The following is a 17,482-nucleotide window of genomic DNA, read 5'->3' on the forward strand; positions in this document are numbered from 1 at the left end:
GACCGACGTCGTCGCAGGTCTCGACCATCGTCGTACCCGGCACGGGCGCCCGGCACCGTACGGTGGAGCAGGCGCGGCGCAGCGGACGCCACGGACCATCGAGGACGACGAGAGGTGAGCGACGTGACCGGACCGAGCGGACCCTGGAGCGCTCCCGGAGCAGGCGCACCGGCGTCGTCCTCCCCCGCGTCGCCCGCACCCGGGTCGTCGGACGCGGCGGGCCATCCCGGCCCCGTGCAGCGCGAGCTCGTCCGCAGCCCGGGCCTGTTCCCCCTGCGCCCACTGGGGGTCGGCGAGATCTTCTCGGCGGCGGTCGGCATCTACCGCCGCCGCCCGAAGCTCGTGTTCGGCGTCAGCGCGATCGTGCTGGGCATCGCCTTCGTGCTCAACTCGGTGGCCGCCGGCATCGGCATCGCGCCGACGGCCGTGCAGCTCCAGGGCATCTCCCAGGACCCCACGGCGTCGTCCTCGAGCGCGACGGAGCCGCTCGGCTCCTCGCTCGGCGACATGCTCGCGACCATCGGATCCTCCATGGTCTCGGGCGTGATCACGCTGGTGGCCATGCAGCTCGTGCTCGTGGTCCTCACCCGGGTCACCCTCGCGGAGGCCGTCGGCTCCCGCACCGACGACGCCTCCCTGCGCTCCGCCCTGCGCACGCACGGGCCACGGGCCGCACTCACGGCGATCCTCGTCTCCCTCATGGGATTCGCGGCCTTCGTGGTGATCTCCCTGATCGGGGGCCTGCCGCTGCTCGTCGTCCGCGAGGCGCATTGGTGGACGATCCTGCCGCTGCCGCTGTTCCTCGTCCTGGGACTGCTGGCCTCGCTGTGGGTGTGGGCGCGCACCGCCTTCTCGACCCCCGCACTCGTCCTCGAGGACACGAGCGTGCTGGGCGCCGTGCGCCGCTCCTTCGCGCTCACCCGGGGTCGGCGTCTGTGGCGCGCGCTCGGGATCGCCGTGCTGCTGACGGTCTCCTACACCCTCGTGCAGCAGGTGATCGCCGGGGTCTTCGGGACCGTCGGCACGATCGTCTACGTGATCATCCTGCTGGCCACCCAGATGACGGGCCTCGTGCCGGGCATGATCCTGCTGATGGTCGTGACGATGCTCGGCTCGTACGCGGCCTCCGTGGTCGTCGTGCCGTTCTGGGCCTCCGGCCTCACCGCGCTCTACGCCGATCTGCGGATGCGCCACGAGTCCTGGGACATCGCGCTGCGTCGCGCGCAGCAGGACGCGGACGGCAGGTGAGCGAGCGTGGATCCCGATGAGGCGCGACGGAAGGTCCTTGAGGAGCTCGCGCGCGGCGAGTACCACCGCGACCAGGGCTTCCTCCCCTGGCTCCTGGGGATGCTCGAGGACTGGCTGGAGTCACTGACCGGCGGCGCGGGCGGCGCGTCCTGGGTGCTCATCGTGCTGCTCGCGGTGGTCGTCCTGCTCGCGGCGCTCTCGGCCCTCGCGGTGCTCCGCCGCAGCGGGCGGATGCGGCGCGACACCGCGCTCAGCGTCTCCTCTCGCCTGGACGCGGATCCCGTGCTGAGCGCGCAGGAGCTGCGACGACGGGCCCGCGCCGCGGCCGACGAGCACCGCCCCGGCGATGCGGCGGTGCTGGGCATGCGCTCGCTCGTGCGAGATCTCCAGGAGCGCACCCTGCTCGATCTCGCCGAGGGCATGACCGCGCACGAGGCGGCCGAGGAGGCCTCCCGCGCCTTCCCCGACGTGCGCACGCGCCTGCTGCGCGCCGCCCAGGTCTTCGACACCGCCGCCTACTCCCATCACCACGTCGACGCCAAGAGCGCCGAGGACGTGGTGCGCCTGGCCGAGTACCTCGCCGAGGCGACCCCGCAGCTGCGGGAGTCGGAGCCCGCATGACGGCCCCGTCGCCCCCCACGGCCTCCGTCCGCGCCGAGACCGCGCGCCCCGGGCCGCGCACCTCCACGCGCGTGCTCACGGTCGCGCTCGTCCTCGTGGTGCTCGCCGCGGTGGTCGTCGTCGCCCTCCGCGGCACCTTCCGCGACGGCCCGCTCGAGCCCGCCGCCCCCACGCCGCAGGGCTCGAAGGCCGTGGCCCGCGTCCTCGAGCGCGAGGGCACGGACCTCGAGGTCCGCCGGTACACGACCGACGCCGCGCAGGCCCTCGCCGAGGGCCGCACCGTCCTGGTCACCGATCCCTCGGCGCTCGACGGCGCCCAGCTCGACCGTCTGGCCGACGCCCGGGAGAGCGGCCACGGCCACCTGGTCCTGGTGCGCCCGAGCTTCTTCGTTCTCGCGCGCCTGGCCCCGGGCATCCGGCCCGCCGGGTCGCTGAAGGAGACCACGAGCCTGAGCGCCGACGACTCCTGCGCGGCGGCGTCCCTGCACGCCCGCGAGATCCGCGTGGGCCCCGCCGAGGACGTCGCGAAGGCCGCGACCCTCTACCGTGCCGGGGACGGCTTCGACACCTGCTTCCGCCGGGGCGACGGCGCGGCCGTGGTCACCGGCCAGGGCGTCACGGTGCTGGGCTCGGCGACGCTGCTCACCAACGCGGGAGCGGGCGATCTCGACAACGCGGCGGTCGCCCTGAACGCCCTCGGAGAGGACGACGAGGGCTCCGCCCTCACCTGGTACGTCCCCTCGCCGACGGATCCGCTCGTCGAGGAGCGCCCCTCCCTCCTCGACCGGCTGCCGGACTTCGCGCTGCCCCTGGCTCTGTGGGCGTGCGCGGTCGTCCTCGCCGTCCTCCTCGCCGTCTCGCGCCGGCTGGGCCCGGTCGTCGTGGAGCCGCTGCCCGTGAGCGTGCGCGCCCGCGAGCTGACCGTGGGCCGGGCGCACCTGCTGCATCGCGCCGATGCCCGCGACGCCGCGGCACGCGCGCTGCGGGCGAGGACCGCCGTGCGTCTGGCCTCCCGTCTCGGCGTGCGCCGCGAGGGCCGCCTGGACGCGCTGATCGCGGCGCTCGCGCCCCACACCTCCCTCATGCCCGAGCAGCTGCGGACGCTGCTGGGACCCACCCCCGTGCGCAGCGACCAGGAGCTGCTGCGCCTGAGCGAAGACCTCGACGCCCTCGAGAAGGAGATCGACCGATGAGCGCAGTCCCCGATCAGCCGACGCCGCCCGCAGCCGTCCCGGCGGAGTCCGGGCCCGAGAGCCCGCGCGAGCGCCTGCGCGCCCTGAGCGACGAGATCCACAAGGCGGTGGTGGGCCAGGACGCGGCCGTCACCAGCCTGGTGGTCGCGCTGCTGTGCCGGGGCCACGTGCTGCTCGAAGGCGTGCCGGGCGTCGCCAAGACCCTGCTGGTGCGCTCGCTCGCCGAGGCGCTCGACGTGGACATGCGCCGTGTCCAGTTCACGCCGGACATGATGCCCGGCGACGTCACCGGCTCCCTGGTCTACGACAACTCGACCTCGGACCTCGTCTTCCGCGAGGGCCCCGTGTTCACGAACCTGCTGCTGGCCGACGAGATCAACCGCACGCCCCCGAAGACCCAGTCGGCGCTGCTCGAGGCGATGGAGGAGCGGCAGGTGACGATCGACGGCAGACCGCGCGCCCTCCCGGATCCGTTCATGGTGGTCGCCACGCAGAACCCCATCGAGTTCGACGGCACCTACGCCCTGCCGGAGGCGCAGCTGGACCGCTTCCTCCTCAAGGCCGTGCTGCCGCTGCCCGAGCGCGAGCAGGAGGTGGACGTGCTGCGCCGCCACGCGGAGGGCTTCGACACCCGCGACCTCGCCGCGGCGGGGCTGCGCACGGTCGCCGATCCCGCCTCCCTGCGCGCCGCCCAGGAGGAGGTGCGCCAGGTGCGCGCCGAGCAGAGCGTGCTCGAGTACGTGGTGGACGTGTGCCGCGCGACCCGGCGCTCCCCGAGCCTGTCCCTCGGCGTCTCCCCGCGCGGGGCGATCGCGCTGCTGCGCACGGCGAGCGCCTGGGCGTACCTCACGGGCCGCGACTTCGTGACGCCCGACGACGTGAAGACCATGGCCCCTGCGACCCTCTCCCACCGGGTGCGCCTGACCACCGAGGCCGAGCTCGAGGGCTCGCAGGTGCAGGCGGTGCTCGCCGCGACGCTGGCCGGCGTGCCGGTCCCCCGCTGAGGAGCCGGACGTGAGGGACCTGCCAGCCCTGAGGATGCGCGGCGCCCTGCTGGGCGTCGTCGGCGCGCTGCCGATCGTGCTCGTCCCGCACTGGGCGACCGTGCTGGTGTGCGCGCTCGTGTGGGTCGCGCTGCTGGTGCTCGACCTCCTGCTCACGCCGTCGCCCAAGACCCTGCTGGTGCGGCGCCGCTCCCCCGGGCAGGTGCGGCTCGGCGAGGAGGGCACGGGCCGCCTGCTGGTGACGAATCCCGGTGACCGCGGCGTCGACGTCCGTCTGCGCGACGCCTGGAACCCGACGGCGGGCCTCCGCGTCCAGCGCGCCGCGCTCGCGATCCCCGCGCAGGAGCGCCGGGCCGTGGACCAGCTCTTCCGCCCCACCCGGCGCGGGCGGCACACGAGCCGCGCGCTCGTGCTCGCCGTGCGCGGCAGGCTGGGGCTCGTCGAGCGCCGCGCGACGCGGGACGCGCCCGGGGAGCTGCTGGCCCTGCACGCCTTCGGCTCGCGCCGCCACCTGCCCTCGCGCACGCGTCGGCTGCGGGAGATCGAGGGCCTCGCGGCGGTCCACCAGCGCGGCCAGGGCACGGAGTTCGACTCCCTGCGCGACTTCGTGGACGGCGACGACGTGCGCTCGATCGACTGGCGGGCGACCGCCCGCCGCCGCAGCGTCGTGGTGCGCACCTGGCGGCCCGAGCGCGACCGTCACGTGCTGATCGTCGTGGACACCTCGCGCACCTCGGCGGGCCGGGTGGGCGATGCCCCGCGACTGGACTCCGCGCTCGATGCCACGCTGCTGCTCACGGCGCTCGCCGCGCAGGCCGGGGACCGGGTGGACGTGCTGTGCGCCGACCGGGTCCCGCACGTGCAGGTGCACGGCGGCAACGCCCGCACGGTGCTGCACGACGTGGTCGCGGCGACCGCACCGGTCGAGCCGGCCCTCGTCGAGACCGACTGGGAGATGGTCGCCTCGGAGATCCGCCGACGTGCCCGGCGCGGGGCCCTCGTCGTCCTCCTCACCCCGATCGAGCCGGGGGCGGCGGGCCAGGGCCTGCTGCCCGTCGCCTCCCGGATCGCCGCCGATCATCCGCTGATCGTCGGCTCGGTGGCGGACCCCGCGCTCGCGGGCATGGCGCGCGAGCGCGGCAGCATCGGGGCGGTCTACCGGGCCGCGTCGGCCGAGCAGGAGAGCATCGAGCGCGAGGGCACCGAGCGTGCGCTCGAGCGCTGCGGGGCGCACGTCGTGGACGTCGTCCCGGACGACCTCCCGCAGGCGGTCGCCGACCAGTACCTCGCCCTCAAGGCGGCCGGGAGGCTCTGACCCGGGCGCAGGCGGGGCTCAGGCGGCGACGGCCACCTGATCCCCCACGACCTCCTCGGGGAGGTCGCCGGTGATCCCGGCGCGGGACACCCGGCGTCCGCGCACGATCATCACCGCGAGGAACGCGGCCCAGGCGAGGACGCCGATGCCGATGCGCACGGCGGTGGGGAGGGAGCTGGGCGTCACGAAGGCCTCGATCACCCCGGAGACCAGAAGCACGGCCACGAGGCCCACGCCCACCGTGATCATCGCGCGGGCCGCGCGGGCGAGCGCCCATGCGCGCGGCAGCGGCCCCGGGCGCACCCATGCCCAGAACAGGCGCAGTCCGGCGCCCGCGCCCACGCAGATCGCCGTGAGCTCGAGCAGTCCGTGCGGCAGGAGGTACACCAGCAGCGTGCCCAGGTGCCCGTGCGCGGCGAGGACCCCGCCGGAGAGCCCGATGTTCAGCCCGTTGCTGAGCAGCATCCACGCCGGCCACACCCCGGTCACGCCGAGCACCACGGACTGCAGGGCGATCCAGGCGTTGTTCGTCCACACGCTCGCCGCGAAGCCGCTCGCCTCGCCCTGGAAGTAGTAGCCGACGAAGTCGTGCTGGGCGAGCCGGCGCTGCTCCGCCTCGGTGAGCACGGCGGAGCGGGCCGACGGGTCCAGGCCGAACCACAGCCCGGACACCAGTGCGGTGACGAGCAGCAGCGCGGCGCATCCGGCGACCCACCAGCGGGCCTCGTGCAGGGCGGCGGGCAGGTCCTCCCAGAGCATGTCCCGCACGCGCCGCCAGAGGGGCATCCGGGCCCCGGTGATCCGCAGACGCGCGCGCTGCAGGAGGACGGACAGGCGTGCGGTGAGCACCGGATCGGGGTTCGTCGAGCGCACCGTGGACAGGTGCGTCGCGGTGCGCCGGTACAGCGCGATCAGCTCGTCGATGCCCGCGGCGTCCAGATCGCGGGTGCGGGTGAGCACCGCGAGACGGTCCCAGTCCTCGCGGTGCACGGCGATGAAGGCGTCGGTGTCCACCTCGCCAGCGTAGGCGAGGCGCGCGGACGGCACGTGCGACGAAAGTCGAGGCGCCGCAGTGCGCTCGTCGACCACCGGGTGAGGCCTCCCGCGCCCGCCGATGGGAGACTGGGCGCATGTCCACGGCAGCGGGTCCGACGAGCGCGAGCGCCCCGAGCGCGATGCGCGATGCGATCGTCACCGGCGAGGCCGTCCACCTGGACCTGCGCCCCGCCTCCTTCGCGACCCGTCTGCTGTCCTATCTGATCGACGGCGCCGTCATGCTCGCCCTCAGCATCGGCGCGACGGTGGGCATGGTCGCGCTCGCCTCCCGCACGGGGCTGGACGCCGGCTTCGTGCAGGCCGCCCTGGTCCTCGTGAGCGTGCTCGCCTTCCTCGGCTACCCGGTGCTCACCGAGCTGCTGATGGGCGGGCGCAGCCTGGGGCGCCTGGCGACGGGCACCCGCGTGGTGCGCGAGGACGGGGGCCCGGTGCATGCGCGCCAGAGCCTGCTGCGGGCCCTCATGGGGATGCTCGAGATCTGGTCGACGACGGGCGCGATCGCCCTGGTCACGGCGCTCGTCGATCGCCGCTCGCGACGGCTCGGCGACATGCTCGCCGGCACCATGGTGATCCAGGAGCGCATGCGCGCCCCGCGCCCCGTGCGCGAGACCGTGCCCGAGGAGCTGCAGGCCTGGGCCACCGGGGCCGACGTGGGCCGACTGCCCCTGCCGCTGCTGCAGGACGTGCGCTCGTTCCTGCCCCGCGCGCGCTCGCTGAATCCGGAGTCGCGCCGCGAGATCGCCCGCGACCTGCTGCAGCGCACCATGCCCTCGGTGACGCCCGCGCCGCCTCCGGGGACCGACCCCGAGATGTTCCTGCGGGCCGTGCTCGCCGAGCGCTCCCGGCGCGACGAGGAGAAGCTGCGTGCGGCCGCGATGCGCGAGCGCGAGCTCGCGGCCGACGTGCGCGCGGTGCCCTTCGCGCAGTAGCCGGTCCCGGAGCGATCCGCCCTGGAGCGGTCAGTCGCGCCCGGCGATGAGCACGGGGATGCCGCCGCGGATGCGGTACTCGTGCCCCTGGCCGGTGCAGCGCAGCACGTGGTCCGCGCCGTCCTGCGCACCGTCCTGAGCGGCGGCGTCGGAGAGCTCCGCCCCGCACCGGGGGCAGCGCAGGATCCGGCGCAGCCACGCCGGCCCGTCGAATCCGGCCTCGCTGCGCATCGCGACCTCGCCCCCACTCTCTTCCTCGTGCTCGTGCTCGTGCTCGTGCTCGTGCACCGTGTCGTCGTGCACCGTGTCGCCGCCCGTGCCCTCGTCGATCATCCCGAGCACCTCGTCGCGCACGGCCCGCATGGTGTCCTCGTCGGCCGCCTCGACGTTCAGCCGCAGCGCCTGCTGGGTGTTGGAGGAGCGCAGGGAGAACCACCACTGCTCCCCCGCCGCGCCCCAGTGGCGCACGGTGAGCCCGTCGAGCTCGTCGATCCCGACGCCCTCGCGCGGGGCGAAGGCCGCGCGGACCGCCTCGCGCGCCGCGGCGGCAGATGCGGGACGGCGATTGATCTCCCCGCTCGCCGCGTAGGGCGTGTGCCCTGCGACCAGCGCGGACATGCTCGATCCGCTCTCCTCGAGCGCCGCGAGCACGTGCAGGGCGGCGAGCATGCCGGAGTCGGCGCGGAAGAACTCGCGGAAGTAGTAGTGGGCGGAGTGCTCGCCGCCGAACACGGCGTCCTCGCGCTCCATGATCGCCTTGATGAGCGAGTGCCCGACGGGAGTGACCGTGAAGCGCCCGCCCGCGGCCTCGACGGCCTCGGCGACGTGCCGCGAGGAGACGACGTTCGCGACGACCGTCGGGGACTCCTCGCCCCGGGCGCGGGCCCGGGCGATCTCGCGCTCGGCGATCAGCGCCGTCACGGCCGAGGGCGGCACCGGGGCGCCGGTCTCGTCGACCACGGTGCAGCGGTCCGCGTCGCCGTCGAACGCGAGCCCCAGGTCGGCTCCCTCCTCGCGCACGCGCGCAGCGAGGTCGGTGAGGTTCGCGGGGTCCGTCGGATCCGCCGGATGGTGGGGGAACGATCCGTCGAGCTCGACGTGCAGACCGATCATCTCGACGCTCGGCAGATGCTCGGCCACGGCGGGCATCGTGAGCCCTGCCATCCCGTTGCCGGCGTCGACGACCACCGTGACCCTCCGCGTACCGGGCACGGGCGCGAGCTGCAGCACGGTCGCGACGTAGTCCTCGAGGGTGTCGAGCTCCTGCAGCCGGCCACCGGGGATCTCGGGGATCTCCCGGGCGTCGAGCAGCTCCTCGGCGCGCACGCGGAGGTCGTCGAGGCCGGTGTCTCGGCTGATGGGGCGCGCGCCGGGCAGGCACAGCTTGATGCCGTTGTCCCGCCCGGGGTTGTGGGAGGCGGTGATCATCGCGCCCGCCGCCCGGTAGAGGCCGGAGGCGCAGTACAGCTGGTCGGTCGCGCTCAGGCCGGCGAGGCCGACCGTGGCTCCGCGGCGCATCGCCCCCTCGGCGAAGGCGCGGGCGAGCCGCGGAGAGCTCAGGCGCATGTCGTGGCCGAGGATCAGGTCCTTCGCCTCGAGGCTGTCGGCGAACGCGGCGCCGAAGGCCCGGGCGACGTCCTCGTCCAGGGTCACGCCGGCGACTCCGCGCACGTCGTTGGCCAGGACGATCTGACGCAGATCGTGCTCAGTCATCGCTCGACCTCACCACGTGCAGGTGACGCTCGGCGGGACGCGGCTCGGGGCGGCCGTTCGCGCGGGCGGCGCCGCGGTCGACAGACGGGGCACCGGCAGTGTCCTCCGTCTCGTGCGCGTCGAGCGCGGCGGCGAGCGCCACGAGGTCGTCGACGGCATCGGCGCTGCCCGCGACCCGCAGCATCGTCCATCCGCGCGGCGGCGTCATCCGCGACGCGTGCTCCTCGCAGAGGTCGTAGGCGTGGGGGTCGGCGGTGCGGGCGAGCGGTCCCACCACGAGCGTCGAGTCCTCGTACACGAAGGTCAGGGAGCTGACGGCGGGGCGGGTGCAGCCGGTCTTCGAGCAGTCGCGATGAGGCACGCCCTCGAGTGTACGCAGTGGGCGAGCCGGGCCGCGGCCCGCGACACGAGCGCGTTAGAGTGCGATGCATGACGGGTCAGCGAGTTCTCGGCGGCGCCTCGGGCCCGGTGGGCCGCTCCCGCGGGCGGCGCCGTGACCGGCACGGTCGCGGACTGCGCGGGGACCTGCTGCCTCCCCACCTGCCCGGTCACCTCTCCCGCCGCGAGCTCTTCGAGGACACCGTGCTCGATGCGGCCCGCGCGCTCGTGGAGCGATACCCGCGGCGCCTCGAGCATCTCGAGGTCGCGGTCGAGGAGGTCCCGCTCACGGATCCGGCGCCGTGGGAGGAGAGCGCGGTCGCACTCGGCCGGGCGTTCCCCGCGGACCGCGACCATCCGCCGCGCGTGGTGCTGTTCCGTCGGCCGATCCAGACCCGCTGCTCCCTGCCCGGGGATCTCGAGCTGCTGGTGCGCCAGGTCCTGGCCGACCAGATCGCCTCCCTGCTGCACCTGGACCCCGAGGACGTGGACCCCGAGGCCTGGGGCGAGGACTGACGGCGCCCCTCAGCCCAGACGCACCGTCGTCCCCGAGCCGCCGGTCGAGGCGGAGACCACGGGGACCGAGGTCAGCAGGGGCCCGGCCTTCGCGTCCGACTCGGTCTGGATCCAGGCGGCGTGGACCGCATCGGGGTCGTCGGGGACCACGACGAGTCCCGCGATGCCGCCCTTCGTGCCCTTGAGGTCTCCTGCGGGGATGTCGGTCGCGCTGTCGCCGGCGAGGTCGAGCTCGACGCTCTCCCCCGCGCCGCCGTCGGCCCCGACGGGGATCACGGTGACGTGGGTGTCGTCGGTCGCGGCCAGGGAGAGGGCGCCGTGGGCGCCGTCGGTCGGAAGGGCGATCACCCCGGAGTCGCGCAGCCCCGGGGCGGCCTGGGCGACAGCGAGGTCGGAGGGCTTGCCGATCGTCTTGCCGAGCTTCTTCTCGGACTGGACGTGCGAGCGGACCGCGCCGCTCACCTTCTGGTCGGACTCCGCGGTGATCGCGAAGTCCCCGGCGATGCCCTCGACGGGCACTGTCGTGACGGATCCCGCGGGCACGGTGACCTCGTCCTCGAGCCCGGACACGTCCACGGGGCCCTTGGCGTCGTGGGCGGCGAGCTGCACGTGCGCGTCCGCGCCCGACTCGTTCATCAGCACCACCTGCGCGCTCGTGCCCTTCCCGATGCGCACGCCGGGGATGACGGAGCTGCGGGAGGCCTCGGGCAGGTCGGAGAGGATCTCGCCGCCCAGCGGGGTGAGACCGTCGCGCTCGGTGTCCTGCAGGGACATGGCCAGCGGCGCGCCGACGGTGCTCACGCTCACGCCGATCACGTCCTGGTCGGGGACGATCGACTCGAGCAGCACGCGCTCCTCCTTGCCCGGGGCCACCACGACCTGGGAGCGGCCGCCCATGTCGGCGGGGCCGTCGGCCGTCCAGACCTGGATCGAGGCCGTCGCGGGCCGGTCGGTGGTGCTGCGCAGCAGCAGGGAGGCGCTCGCGCCGCTCGCGGTGGAGGCGCCGAGGAAGGTCGCCTGCGTGGAGGCGCCGGTGCAGCGGGTCGCGCTCAGGGAGCGGAAGTCGCCGGAGTCCGTGGTCGTGGTCTGCACGGCGTCGGCGACGACCTGCTGATCCTGTGATCCGCGCACGGTCACCTGCGGGCCGTTCGAGATGGAGGAGTTGGTCTGGGCGCTCGCGCCGACGTCGCCCGTCGAGGTGTCGATGCCGAGGTCCTCGCCCGCGGCGTCGGCGGCGGTGATCGAGGGCGCGAGGGGGTTGCCGTCCGCGTCCTGCCTCGTGCTGGAGGCGGCGACGCGGCCGAAGAGCAGCGAGGAGTCCGCGTCCAGACCCAGCGTGCGCACGCCCACGCGGCCGTTCGGCCCCGTCGAGGAGAGCTTCTCGTCTCCCGTGCTCCCCTGCAGCTCCTTCGGGACCTGGACGGGGCCGGGGCACACGAGCGCGGCGGCGCTCGGCGAGGACGTGGTCTCGGCGCGCTCGACCGAGCGGTCCGAGGACCCGTCGGAGAGAGGGCCGACGAGCGCTCCGGCGCCGAGCACCAGGATCGGCACCACGCTCGCGAGGGCCAGGGCGGGCCGCATCGATCGGGTCACAGGGCACCACTCTCCTGGCTCTCCTGCCAGGGCTCCTCGCCCCGACGCCGGCCGGGGCCGGCCCGCCAGGGCACGGCGACCACGGCGGTGATCAGCACGGTCAGCGCGAGCACGATCGCGAGCACGAGGCGCCAGGGATCCTGGCGGTGGATCTCGAGGTGCCCCGAGGCGCCGGCGGGGACGGTGAAGCCCTGGGCCCAGCCGTCGACGGTGACGGGCGCGAGCGCCTCGCCGTCGAGCGTCGCCTCCCAGCCGCTCTCGCGGCGCTCCGAGAGCACCACGGTCCGCTCGCCGTGCGCGGCGGCCACGTCGCCCTCGGCGTCGAGCACTCCGCTCGCGAGGGCTGTCTCGTCGTCGGCCGACGGGTCCTCCCCCGCCGGGCGGATCACGACGCGGGATCCCGCGTCGACCACGCGCCACATGCCGCCGCTGCTCCCCTCGGTGACCTTCTCGAGCTGCGGGGAGGCGTCGAGGGCGTCCGTGAGGGCCGGTGCGTCCTGCGAGGACCCGGGCACGACGACGTAGCCGACGCCGAGGGTGCGCAGACGCACGGGGTCGCTCGCGGCGTCGGCCGTGAGCAGCTCGCCGGTGGCCTCGCGCAGCGCGGTCGAGGCGGGGTCCTCGTCGACGGCGGCGCCCGAGCCCGCCGCGGCGAGCGTCCTCGCGGCGACGGAGCCGGAGTCCTGCTGGGCAGTGGGTCCGCCGTCGACCACGAGGTGGGCGTCGACCGAGTCGTCGCCGCCCTGGGACAGCACGAGGACGCGTCCGCGGGTCTCGGAGGTCCCGAGGTCGCTCGCGGCCTGCGGCACCTCGTCGCTCTGCGTGCGGTGCACCTGCAGCGCGTCGGGCAGGCTCAGGGTCCAGCCGATCGTGGCGACGAGGCAGCAGGCGGCGACGAGTCCGGCGATCGCGACGGTCGCGCCGCGGCGCGCACCGGATTCGCGGCCGCTGCGGCGCGCCAGGGCGTCGCAGGTCGCCGCGCAGCCCACGAGCAGGGAGAGCAGGGCGAGGCTGAGCGCCCCGCCGATCGGTGCGCTCAGCAGGGTCTCGTCCCCGACCTCGGTGGGCACGGCGCGTGCGAGCAGCGCCGTCGCCATCGCGAGAGCGGCGAGCACGATCGCGTACCGTCCCGCGCGCCCCGCGTCGGCCCGCTGGAAGGGGGCGAGCAGCGCGCCCAGCAGCACCGGGGCCATCAGCAGCACGGGCAGCGCTCCTGCCGCGGACGCACCGAGAAGGCCCTCGAGCGCCGTCCAGGAGGGTGCGGGCGCGGGCCACAGGGCGAGCAGCTCGAGGCCCGAGGGGGCTTCGGCGGAGGCGGGGACGCCGGCGACGTGCAGGAGCGCCGCGGGGTGGGCGATGAAGGCGCCGAGGTAGGGAAGCTGCAGGGCGAGCGAGGGCACGAGCACCCAGATGAGTCGCCGCCGCCGGCCCGGCACGAAGGGTGCGAGCAGGGCGAGGGCGAGGCCGACGAGGATCACGAGCACCGGCTGCACGGCGCCGATCACGAGCAGCACGAGACCTGCGGCGGCGGCCGCGGAGACGCTGGCCTGGGAGACCTTGTGCACCAGCCCGATGGCGCGGCCCACCGCGAGGGCGAGCAGGGGCAGCAGCAGGTGGACGAGCACGAGCGGCCAGGCGCCGGAGCCCAGGGAGGCGAGGAGGGGCGGGCCGACGGCCCAGCCCACGGCGAGGGCCAGGCGCGCGCCGACCGCGCGGGTGAGGGCGCCGGCCGCCCACCAGGCGCCCATGGCGGCCAGCGGCACCGCGAGGACGAGCAGCACGCCGAGCGCGCCCTCGGGCAGGGGAAGCGGGGCGATCAGCCGCAGCAGGGCGTCGCCCGGCCCGCGTGCTCCCAGTCCGCCGTCGCCGCCGGGCACCCAGCTCGACCAGGCGACCTGCGTGCGCTCCCGCCAGTCGTCCGCGAGGGTCTGCAGCTGCGGGCCCGCGAGATGGCCGCGCGCCAGCAGCGGGCGTGCGCCCACGACCCCGGCGATCAGCGCGAGCGCCGCGAGGACGATCGTCCACACGCCGTGACGGCCGAAGTCCGCGTCGTCGGAGCCGTGGGTGGTGCCGGCGATCCCCCAGGTGGTGCGGCGGATGCGACGGGCACGCTCGTCGTCGGCGAACAGGCGCGTCCAGATCGCCTCGAGGCGGCGGCGCAGCGCCTCCGTGCGCGGAAGGTACAGGGGCGCGAGCCGCCGTCGGGGCACGAGCGCCCTGCGGGAGGCGCGCGCACCGCGGGCGATGACGCCCGGCGCGCGCCGGTAGGCGGCGAGGGTCCCGCGGAGCTCGGCGAGGGCGAGCCGGGGCGCCTGCGCGGCGACCTGCCCGAGCATCCGTGCCAGGGTCCCCAGCGGCATGCTCAGCAGGAGGGTGAGCACGACGCCCAGCAGCGGACGGTGCTTGAGCAGCAGGAGCATCTGCCCGCGCCGGTGCTCGCGCAGAAGGGCGGGGGCGGGGGCCGCACGATGCGGGGCCAGCACGCGCGCGTCGGGAGCGACCTCGACCCGCTCACCGCCCCGCCAGACCCTCTGGCCGAGGTCGATCTCGGCGAAGGGCGAGCCGAGCGCGGGGTCGGTGCCGCCGAGCCGCGCGAGGGTGCTCTCGCGCACCAGCAGGCCGGGCAGGGCGACCCCGAGCACGTCGTGGCGCCAGTCGGACTGCCCCTGGTCGATCTCGCCGGGCTCGACGCCGGTGACGATGCGGCCGCTGTGGGTGAGGGTGAGGCCCACGTCCACGAGCACGTCGGCGTCGTCGGCGGTCGGGCGGGCGGCACTCCGGCCAGGGGTCTCGTCCTGGTCCTCGTCCCGCGCCGCGTCGTCCTGCGCCGCGTCGTCCTCGCCGGACGTCGCGGGCCGCAGGCGCTTGGAGCCGATGAGCGCGGCAGTGGGCGAGGCCTCGGCGGCGTCGACGAGGGCGCGCAGGGAGGCGCGGCCGGGCAGCGAGTCCTCGGTGAGCAGCCAGAACCAGCTCTCGGAATCTGCGGAGGCACGGCGCCTGCCGGCCGGCGGCGCGGCGATCGCCGAGCCGCCCTCGCGCAGACGGGTCGGGATCTGCGCCGTCTCCTCGGCCTCGCGCACGAGCCCGCGCTCGTGCGCGTCGCGGTCGATGGGGCGCATGTGCCCGCCGGCGCGCGGAGCGGCCTCGGAGACGTCCTTCTGCTGGACGTTCGTGAGCACCCCGCTGGACAGGGACGTCATGATCTCGCGGACGGCGCTCGCGAGCCCCGCGCCGGCAGGGATCCGCAGCACCTCGTCGATCGTGCCGTCGTCGGCGAGCGCGGCGACCTGCGCCTCGCGCTCCTCGCCGAGCTGTCCGCGAGCGATCACCGCGACGCGATCGGCCGCCCTCTCCTGAGCGGAGAGGGCGGCGAGGGCGGTCGAGAGGGATTCGGGGTCGTCGCGTCCGCCGAGCAGGAGGACGGCGGTGACGTCGCGCGAGGTCACAGGCGGCGGGCCGGGTTCACGGGCCGCTCAGACGGCGCGGCGCTTGAGCTTGCGGCGCTCGCGCTCGGACAGACCGCCCCAGATGCCGAAGCGCTCGTCGTTCTCGAGTGCGTACTCGAGGCACTCGGCGCGCACCTCGCAGGAGACGCACACCTTCTTCGCCTCGCGGGTGGACCCGCCCTTCTCGGGGAAGAAGGCCTCGGGGTCCGTCTGCGCGCACAGCGCGCGCTCCTGCCACGAGACCTCGGCCTCTTCGCCGTCGGCCACCAGCTGCAGGAGGGAGAATTCCTCCGACTGCGCATCATCCTCGTCGCGCATGCGTTCCATCGGCACAGTTCCTTCCTCAGGGGGACGCTTCACGTCGTGAGGCCGCTCCATGGCGGCCGACGGGGTTCGGGACGAGGCGGGGGGAGCCGCCGGACACCGCCTAAAATACACCCGTGTAACTCGGCCCCGTCAAGCCGGTGCACGCCCGCGACCAGGAGATGCGATGACCACGACCCCTCCCGACGGGCCCGCGGGGCCCCTGCAGCCGTCCGCTTCGTCCGGTCTCCGGGTGCTGCCGGTGGTCGGACTCGGCGAGGTGCATGCGGGCGATGACGTCGCCGCGCTCCTCCTCGGCGCCCTCGAGGCCTCCGGGATCCTCCTGGCGGACGACGACGTGCTGTGCGTGTCGACCAAGATCATCTCGAAGACCAGGGATCTTGTCATCCCCGCCGCGGCCAAGCAGGAGGCGATCGCGGAGCAGAGCGTGCGCCTCGTCGCCCGCCGACGCCACCTGCGCACCACCACCTCGATCGTCGAGGTCCCGGCCGGTCCGGTGATGGCGGCCGCCGGCATCGACGGCTCGAACTCCCCCGGCGGCCTCCTGCTCCTGCCCGGGGACCCGGACACCGAGGCGGAGGATCTGCGCGCGGCGCTCGCGCGCGCCACGGGACGGCGCCTGGGCGTGGTGCTCTCGGACACCTCCTCGCGCATCTGGCGGGTGGGCGTCGGCGACATCGCGCTCGGCGCGGCGGGACTGCGCGCGCTCGAGGACCTGCGCGGGACCACGGATGCCGACGGCCGGCCCCTCCACGTCACCGTGCGAGCGCTGGCCGACGAGATCGCCGCGACGGCGGACCTCGTCAAGGGCAAGGCGAGCGGCGTGCCGGCGGTCGTCGTCCGCGGCCTCGGGGGCGTCGTCGTCGATCCGGCCGACGCCGTCCCCGCACGCGCTCTGAGCCGCACCGGGGAGGACGACTGGTTCCGGCGCCCGAGCCTCGAGTCCGTCTGGCAGGCCCTCGGCATCGCGGCCGAGGACGAGCCGGTCGCGGCGATGGATCCGGAGTCCGACGCACTGCGCCTGCACCGGGCGATCGAGATCGCGCGCACGCCCGCCCGCACCGTGACCTCCGTCGACCCCGACCCCGGGCCTGCCTCCGCTGAGTCCGCCGCGCCGATCCTCGAGGACGAGGGCCCCGGCCCGACCGGGCGGCTCGCGCTGGTGGTGCGCCCGCACGATGACCGGGGCGGATCCTGGGCGGCCGCGGGCGTGTTCGCCGGGCGACTGCGCACCGCGATCGGGGCCGAGTCCATCGCCCGCGAGCTGCCCGTCGATGTGCGCATCGAGGGGCCCCGCGCGAGGATGGAGCCATGACCTCCGCCTCCTCCCCTCCCCCGCTCCCCTCCCTCCAGGCGCTGCTCTCCTCCCTCGAGGCGCTCGGCCCGCGGCCCGCCCTGGTCTGGTACGGGGAGCAGAGCCGGATCGAGCTCTCCGGCCACGTCCTGGCGAACTGGGTGATCAAGACCGTGGGCCACCTCGATGCCGAGGTCATGCTCGAGCGCGACGAGCTCGTGCTGCTCGACCTCCCGCCGCACTGGAAGCGCCTCGTGCTCGCCCTCGCCGCCTGGGGACTGGGCGCACGCGTCGCGATCGGCGACGGTGCGAGCACCGACCCCGCCCTGCCCTCCGACGACGAGGTGCGCGTCCTGGTCACGGACCGCCCCGGCTCCGCGGCGCGCGCCGACGACGCCGACGAGGTCCTCGCCCTGGACGCCCGCTCCCTGTCCCTGCGCTTCGACGGCGAGCTGCCGCCGCTCGTCCACGACTGGGCCCAGGAGGTCCGCGCGCACCCGGATCACCTCTCGGCACCGCTCGGCACCTGGACGGGCCCCGAGCCCTCCCCGCTGCCGGCGTCCCTCACCGAGGCCCCGGGAGCCCGCCTCCTCGTCGTGGCCGACGGTCTCACCGATGCCGCTCCCCTGCTCACGGCCCTGCTCGAGGGCCGTGGGATCGTCGGCCCGGCGGAGTCGGTCACGTCCCACCAGGCCCAGCAGGAGGACGCGCGCGAGGCATAGAGGCACCCCCTCGGGTCACCTGCTCCGCAGTCCCCGGGCCCGTCGCCCCTCCCCACAGCCTCGTCGTCCACAGCCTCCGCACTGCTGTCCGGAATGTCCCACCCTCGTGGTGTGCTGGTGTTCGAGTCAG

Annotated in this window: 15 protein-coding genes; 9 read left to right on the forward strand and 6 right to left on the reverse strand. The window is 75.2% G+C overall.

The genetic code is table 11. The features are described 5' to 3' along the window. Window positions 1-114 precede the first annotated feature (114 nt). The 5 genes from ACFQ53_RS04660 to ACFQ53_RS04680 are packed head-to-tail and all read left to right on the forward strand — an operon-like array spanning window position 115 to window position 5,381. On the forward strand, window positions 115-1,248 hold the full coding sequence (locus ACFQ53_RS04660; RefSeq protein WP_377855995.1) for a glycerophosphodiester phosphodiesterase: 1,134 nt from the start codon (window positions 115-117) through the stop codon (window positions 1,246-1,248). 6 nt (window positions 1,249-1,254) lie between these two features. After that, window positions 1,255-1,869, forward strand: a complete 615-nt coding sequence (locus ACFQ53_RS04665; RefSeq protein ID WP_377855997.1) for a DUF4129 domain-containing protein — start codon at window positions 1,255-1,257, stop codon at window positions 1,867-1,869. Next, window positions 1,866-3,062 (forward strand): DUF4350 domain-containing protein, encoded by a 1,197-nt coding sequence (locus ACFQ53_RS04670; RefSeq protein WP_377855999.1) that lies wholly within the window; start codon window positions 1,866-1,868, stop codon window positions 3,060-3,062. Before ACFQ53_RS04665 ends, ACFQ53_RS04670 begins: the two co-directional genes overlap by 4 nt. After that, window positions 3,059-4,066, forward strand: a complete 1,008-nt coding sequence (locus ACFQ53_RS04675; protein WP_377856001.1) for an AAA family ATPase — start codon at window positions 3,059-3,061, stop codon at window positions 4,064-4,066. The genes ACFQ53_RS04670 and ACFQ53_RS04675 overlap by 4 nt, the downstream gene beginning before the upstream one ends. Window positions 4,067-4,076: 10 nt before the next feature. Beyond that, window positions 4,077-5,381, forward strand: coding sequence for a DUF58 domain-containing protein (locus ACFQ53_RS04680; RefSeq protein ID WP_377856003.1), 1,305 nt, complete (start codon window positions 4,077-4,079; stop codon window positions 5,379-5,381). An 18-nt stretch (window positions 5,382-5,399) separates the two neighbouring features. Here ACFQ53_RS04680 and ACFQ53_RS04685 read toward each other — a convergent pair whose 3' ends face one another. Next, window positions 5,400-6,395: a stage II sporulation protein M gene (locus ACFQ53_RS04685; protein ID WP_377856006.1), complete on the reverse strand. Its 996-nt coding sequence runs from the start codon at window positions 6,393-6,395 to the stop codon at window positions 5,400-5,402. Window positions 6,396-6,511: 116 nt separating this feature from the next. Between ACFQ53_RS04685 and ACFQ53_RS04690 the strand changes: the two genes are divergently transcribed. Continuing rightward, window positions 6,512-7,366 carry an RDD family protein gene (locus ACFQ53_RS04690; protein ID WP_377856009.1) on the forward strand — a complete coding sequence of 285 codons (855 nt, stop codon included), beginning with the start codon at window positions 6,512-6,514 and terminating at the stop codon, window positions 7,364-7,366. Between the two features lie 30 nt (window positions 7,367-7,396). Here the strand turns inward: ACFQ53_RS04690 and ACFQ53_RS04695 are convergent, their stop codons facing one another. Together ACFQ53_RS04695 and ACFQ53_RS04700 are read right to left on the reverse strand one after the other, a co-directional pair. Beyond that, window positions 7,397-9,079 carry a phosphomannomutase/phosphoglucomutase gene (locus tag ACFQ53_RS04695; protein WP_377856012.1) on the reverse strand — a complete coding sequence of 561 codons (1,683 nt, stop codon included), beginning with the start codon at window positions 9,077-9,079 and terminating at the stop codon, window positions 7,397-7,399. Continuing rightward, complete coding sequence (locus ACFQ53_RS04700) at window positions 9,072-9,440, reverse strand: DUF3499 family protein (RefSeq protein WP_377856015.1); 369 nt, start codon at window positions 9,438-9,440, stop codon at window positions 9,072-9,074. Before ACFQ53_RS04700 ends, ACFQ53_RS04695 begins: the two co-directional genes overlap by 8 nt. Window positions 9,441-9,508: 68 nt before the next feature. Between ACFQ53_RS04700 and ACFQ53_RS04705 the strand changes: the two genes are divergently transcribed. Then, entirely contained in the window at window positions 9,509-9,973 is a 465-nt protein-coding gene (locus ACFQ53_RS04705) for a metallopeptidase family protein (protein WP_228357931.1), read from the forward strand. Window positions 9,974-9,982: 9 nt separating this feature from the next. On the opposite strand, the gene ACFQ53_RS04710 is transcribed toward ACFQ53_RS04705, so the two are convergent. Genes ACFQ53_RS04710 through ACFQ53_RS04720 form a run of 3 tightly spaced genes read right to left on the reverse strand, consistent with a single transcriptional unit; the run spans window position 9,983 to window position 15,339 of the window. Further along, window positions 9,983-11,566, reverse strand: coding sequence for a DUF5719 family protein (locus ACFQ53_RS04710; RefSeq protein WP_377856019.1), 1,584 nt, complete (start codon window positions 11,564-11,566; stop codon window positions 9,983-9,985). Next, a complete protein-coding gene (locus ACFQ53_RS04715; RefSeq protein WP_377856022.1) occupies window positions 11,563-15,012 on the reverse strand; it encodes a hypothetical protein in 3,450 nt (1,149 codons plus the stop codon). Before ACFQ53_RS04715 ends, ACFQ53_RS04710 begins: the two co-directional genes overlap by 4 nt. Before the next feature lie 27 nt (window positions 15,013-15,039). After that, window positions 15,040-15,339 (reverse strand): WhiB family transcriptional regulator, encoded by a 300-nt coding sequence (locus ACFQ53_RS04720; protein WP_249479238.1) that lies wholly within the window; start codon window positions 15,337-15,339, stop codon window positions 15,040-15,042. Between the two features lie 163 nt (window positions 15,340-15,502). Between ACFQ53_RS04720 and ACFQ53_RS04725 the strand changes: the two genes are divergently transcribed. Both ACFQ53_RS04725 and ACFQ53_RS04730 read left to right on the forward strand, forming a co-directional pair. Then, the gene (locus tag ACFQ53_RS04725) at window positions 15,503-16,651 is read left to right on the forward strand and encodes a coenzyme F420-0:L-glutamate ligase (protein WP_377856026.1); all 1,149 of its coding nucleotides are present in this window, start codon (window positions 15,503-15,505) and stop codon (window positions 16,649-16,651) included. Further along, entirely contained in the window at window positions 16,648-17,352 is a 705-nt protein-coding gene (locus tag ACFQ53_RS04730; RefSeq protein ID WP_377856029.1) for a TIGR03089 family protein, read from the forward strand. Before ACFQ53_RS04725 ends, ACFQ53_RS04730 begins: the two co-directional genes overlap by 4 nt. The last annotated feature ends 130 nt before the right edge of the window (window positions 17,353-17,482 follow it).

The organism is Brachybacterium sp. NPDC056505, from assembly GCF_042794925.1.
Taxonomy (GTDB): Bacteria; Actinomycetota; Actinomycetes; order Actinomycetales; family Dermabacteraceae; genus Brachybacterium; species Brachybacterium kimchii.

Excerpts from the sequence above, each read along its gene's own strand:
- ACFQ53_RS04670 (WP_377855999.1), top strand. The coding sequence starts at position 1,866 with ATGACGGCCCCGTCGCCCCCCACGGCCTCCGTCCGCGCCGAGACCGCG.
- ACFQ53_RS04675 (WP_377856001.1), top strand. The coding sequence starts at position 3,059 with ATGAGCGCAGTCCCCGATCAGCCGACGCCGCCCGCAGCCGTCCCGGCG.
- ACFQ53_RS04690 (WP_377856009.1), top strand. The coding sequence starts at position 6,512 with ATGTCCACGGCAGCGGGTCCGACGAGCGCGAGCGCCCCGAGCGCGATG.
- ACFQ53_RS04695 (WP_377856012.1), bottom strand. The coding sequence starts at position 9,079 with ATGACTGAGCACGATCTGCGTCAGATCGTCCTGGCCAACGACGTGCGC.
- ACFQ53_RS04705 (WP_228357931.1), top strand. The coding sequence starts at position 9,509 with ATGACGGGTCAGCGAGTTCTCGGCGGCGCCTCGGGCCCGGTGGGCCGC.
- ACFQ53_RS04720 (WP_249479238.1), bottom strand. The coding sequence starts at position 15,339 with ATGGAACGCATGCGCGACGAGGATGATGCGCAGTCGGAGGAATTCTCC.
- ACFQ53_RS04725 (WP_377856026.1), top strand. The coding sequence starts at position 15,503 with ATGACCACGACCCCTCCCGACGGGCCCGCGGGGCCCCTGCAGCCGTCC.
- ACFQ53_RS04730 (WP_377856029.1), top strand. The coding sequence starts at position 16,648 with ATGACCTCCGCCTCCTCCCCTCCCCCGCTCCCCTCCCTCCAGGCGCTG.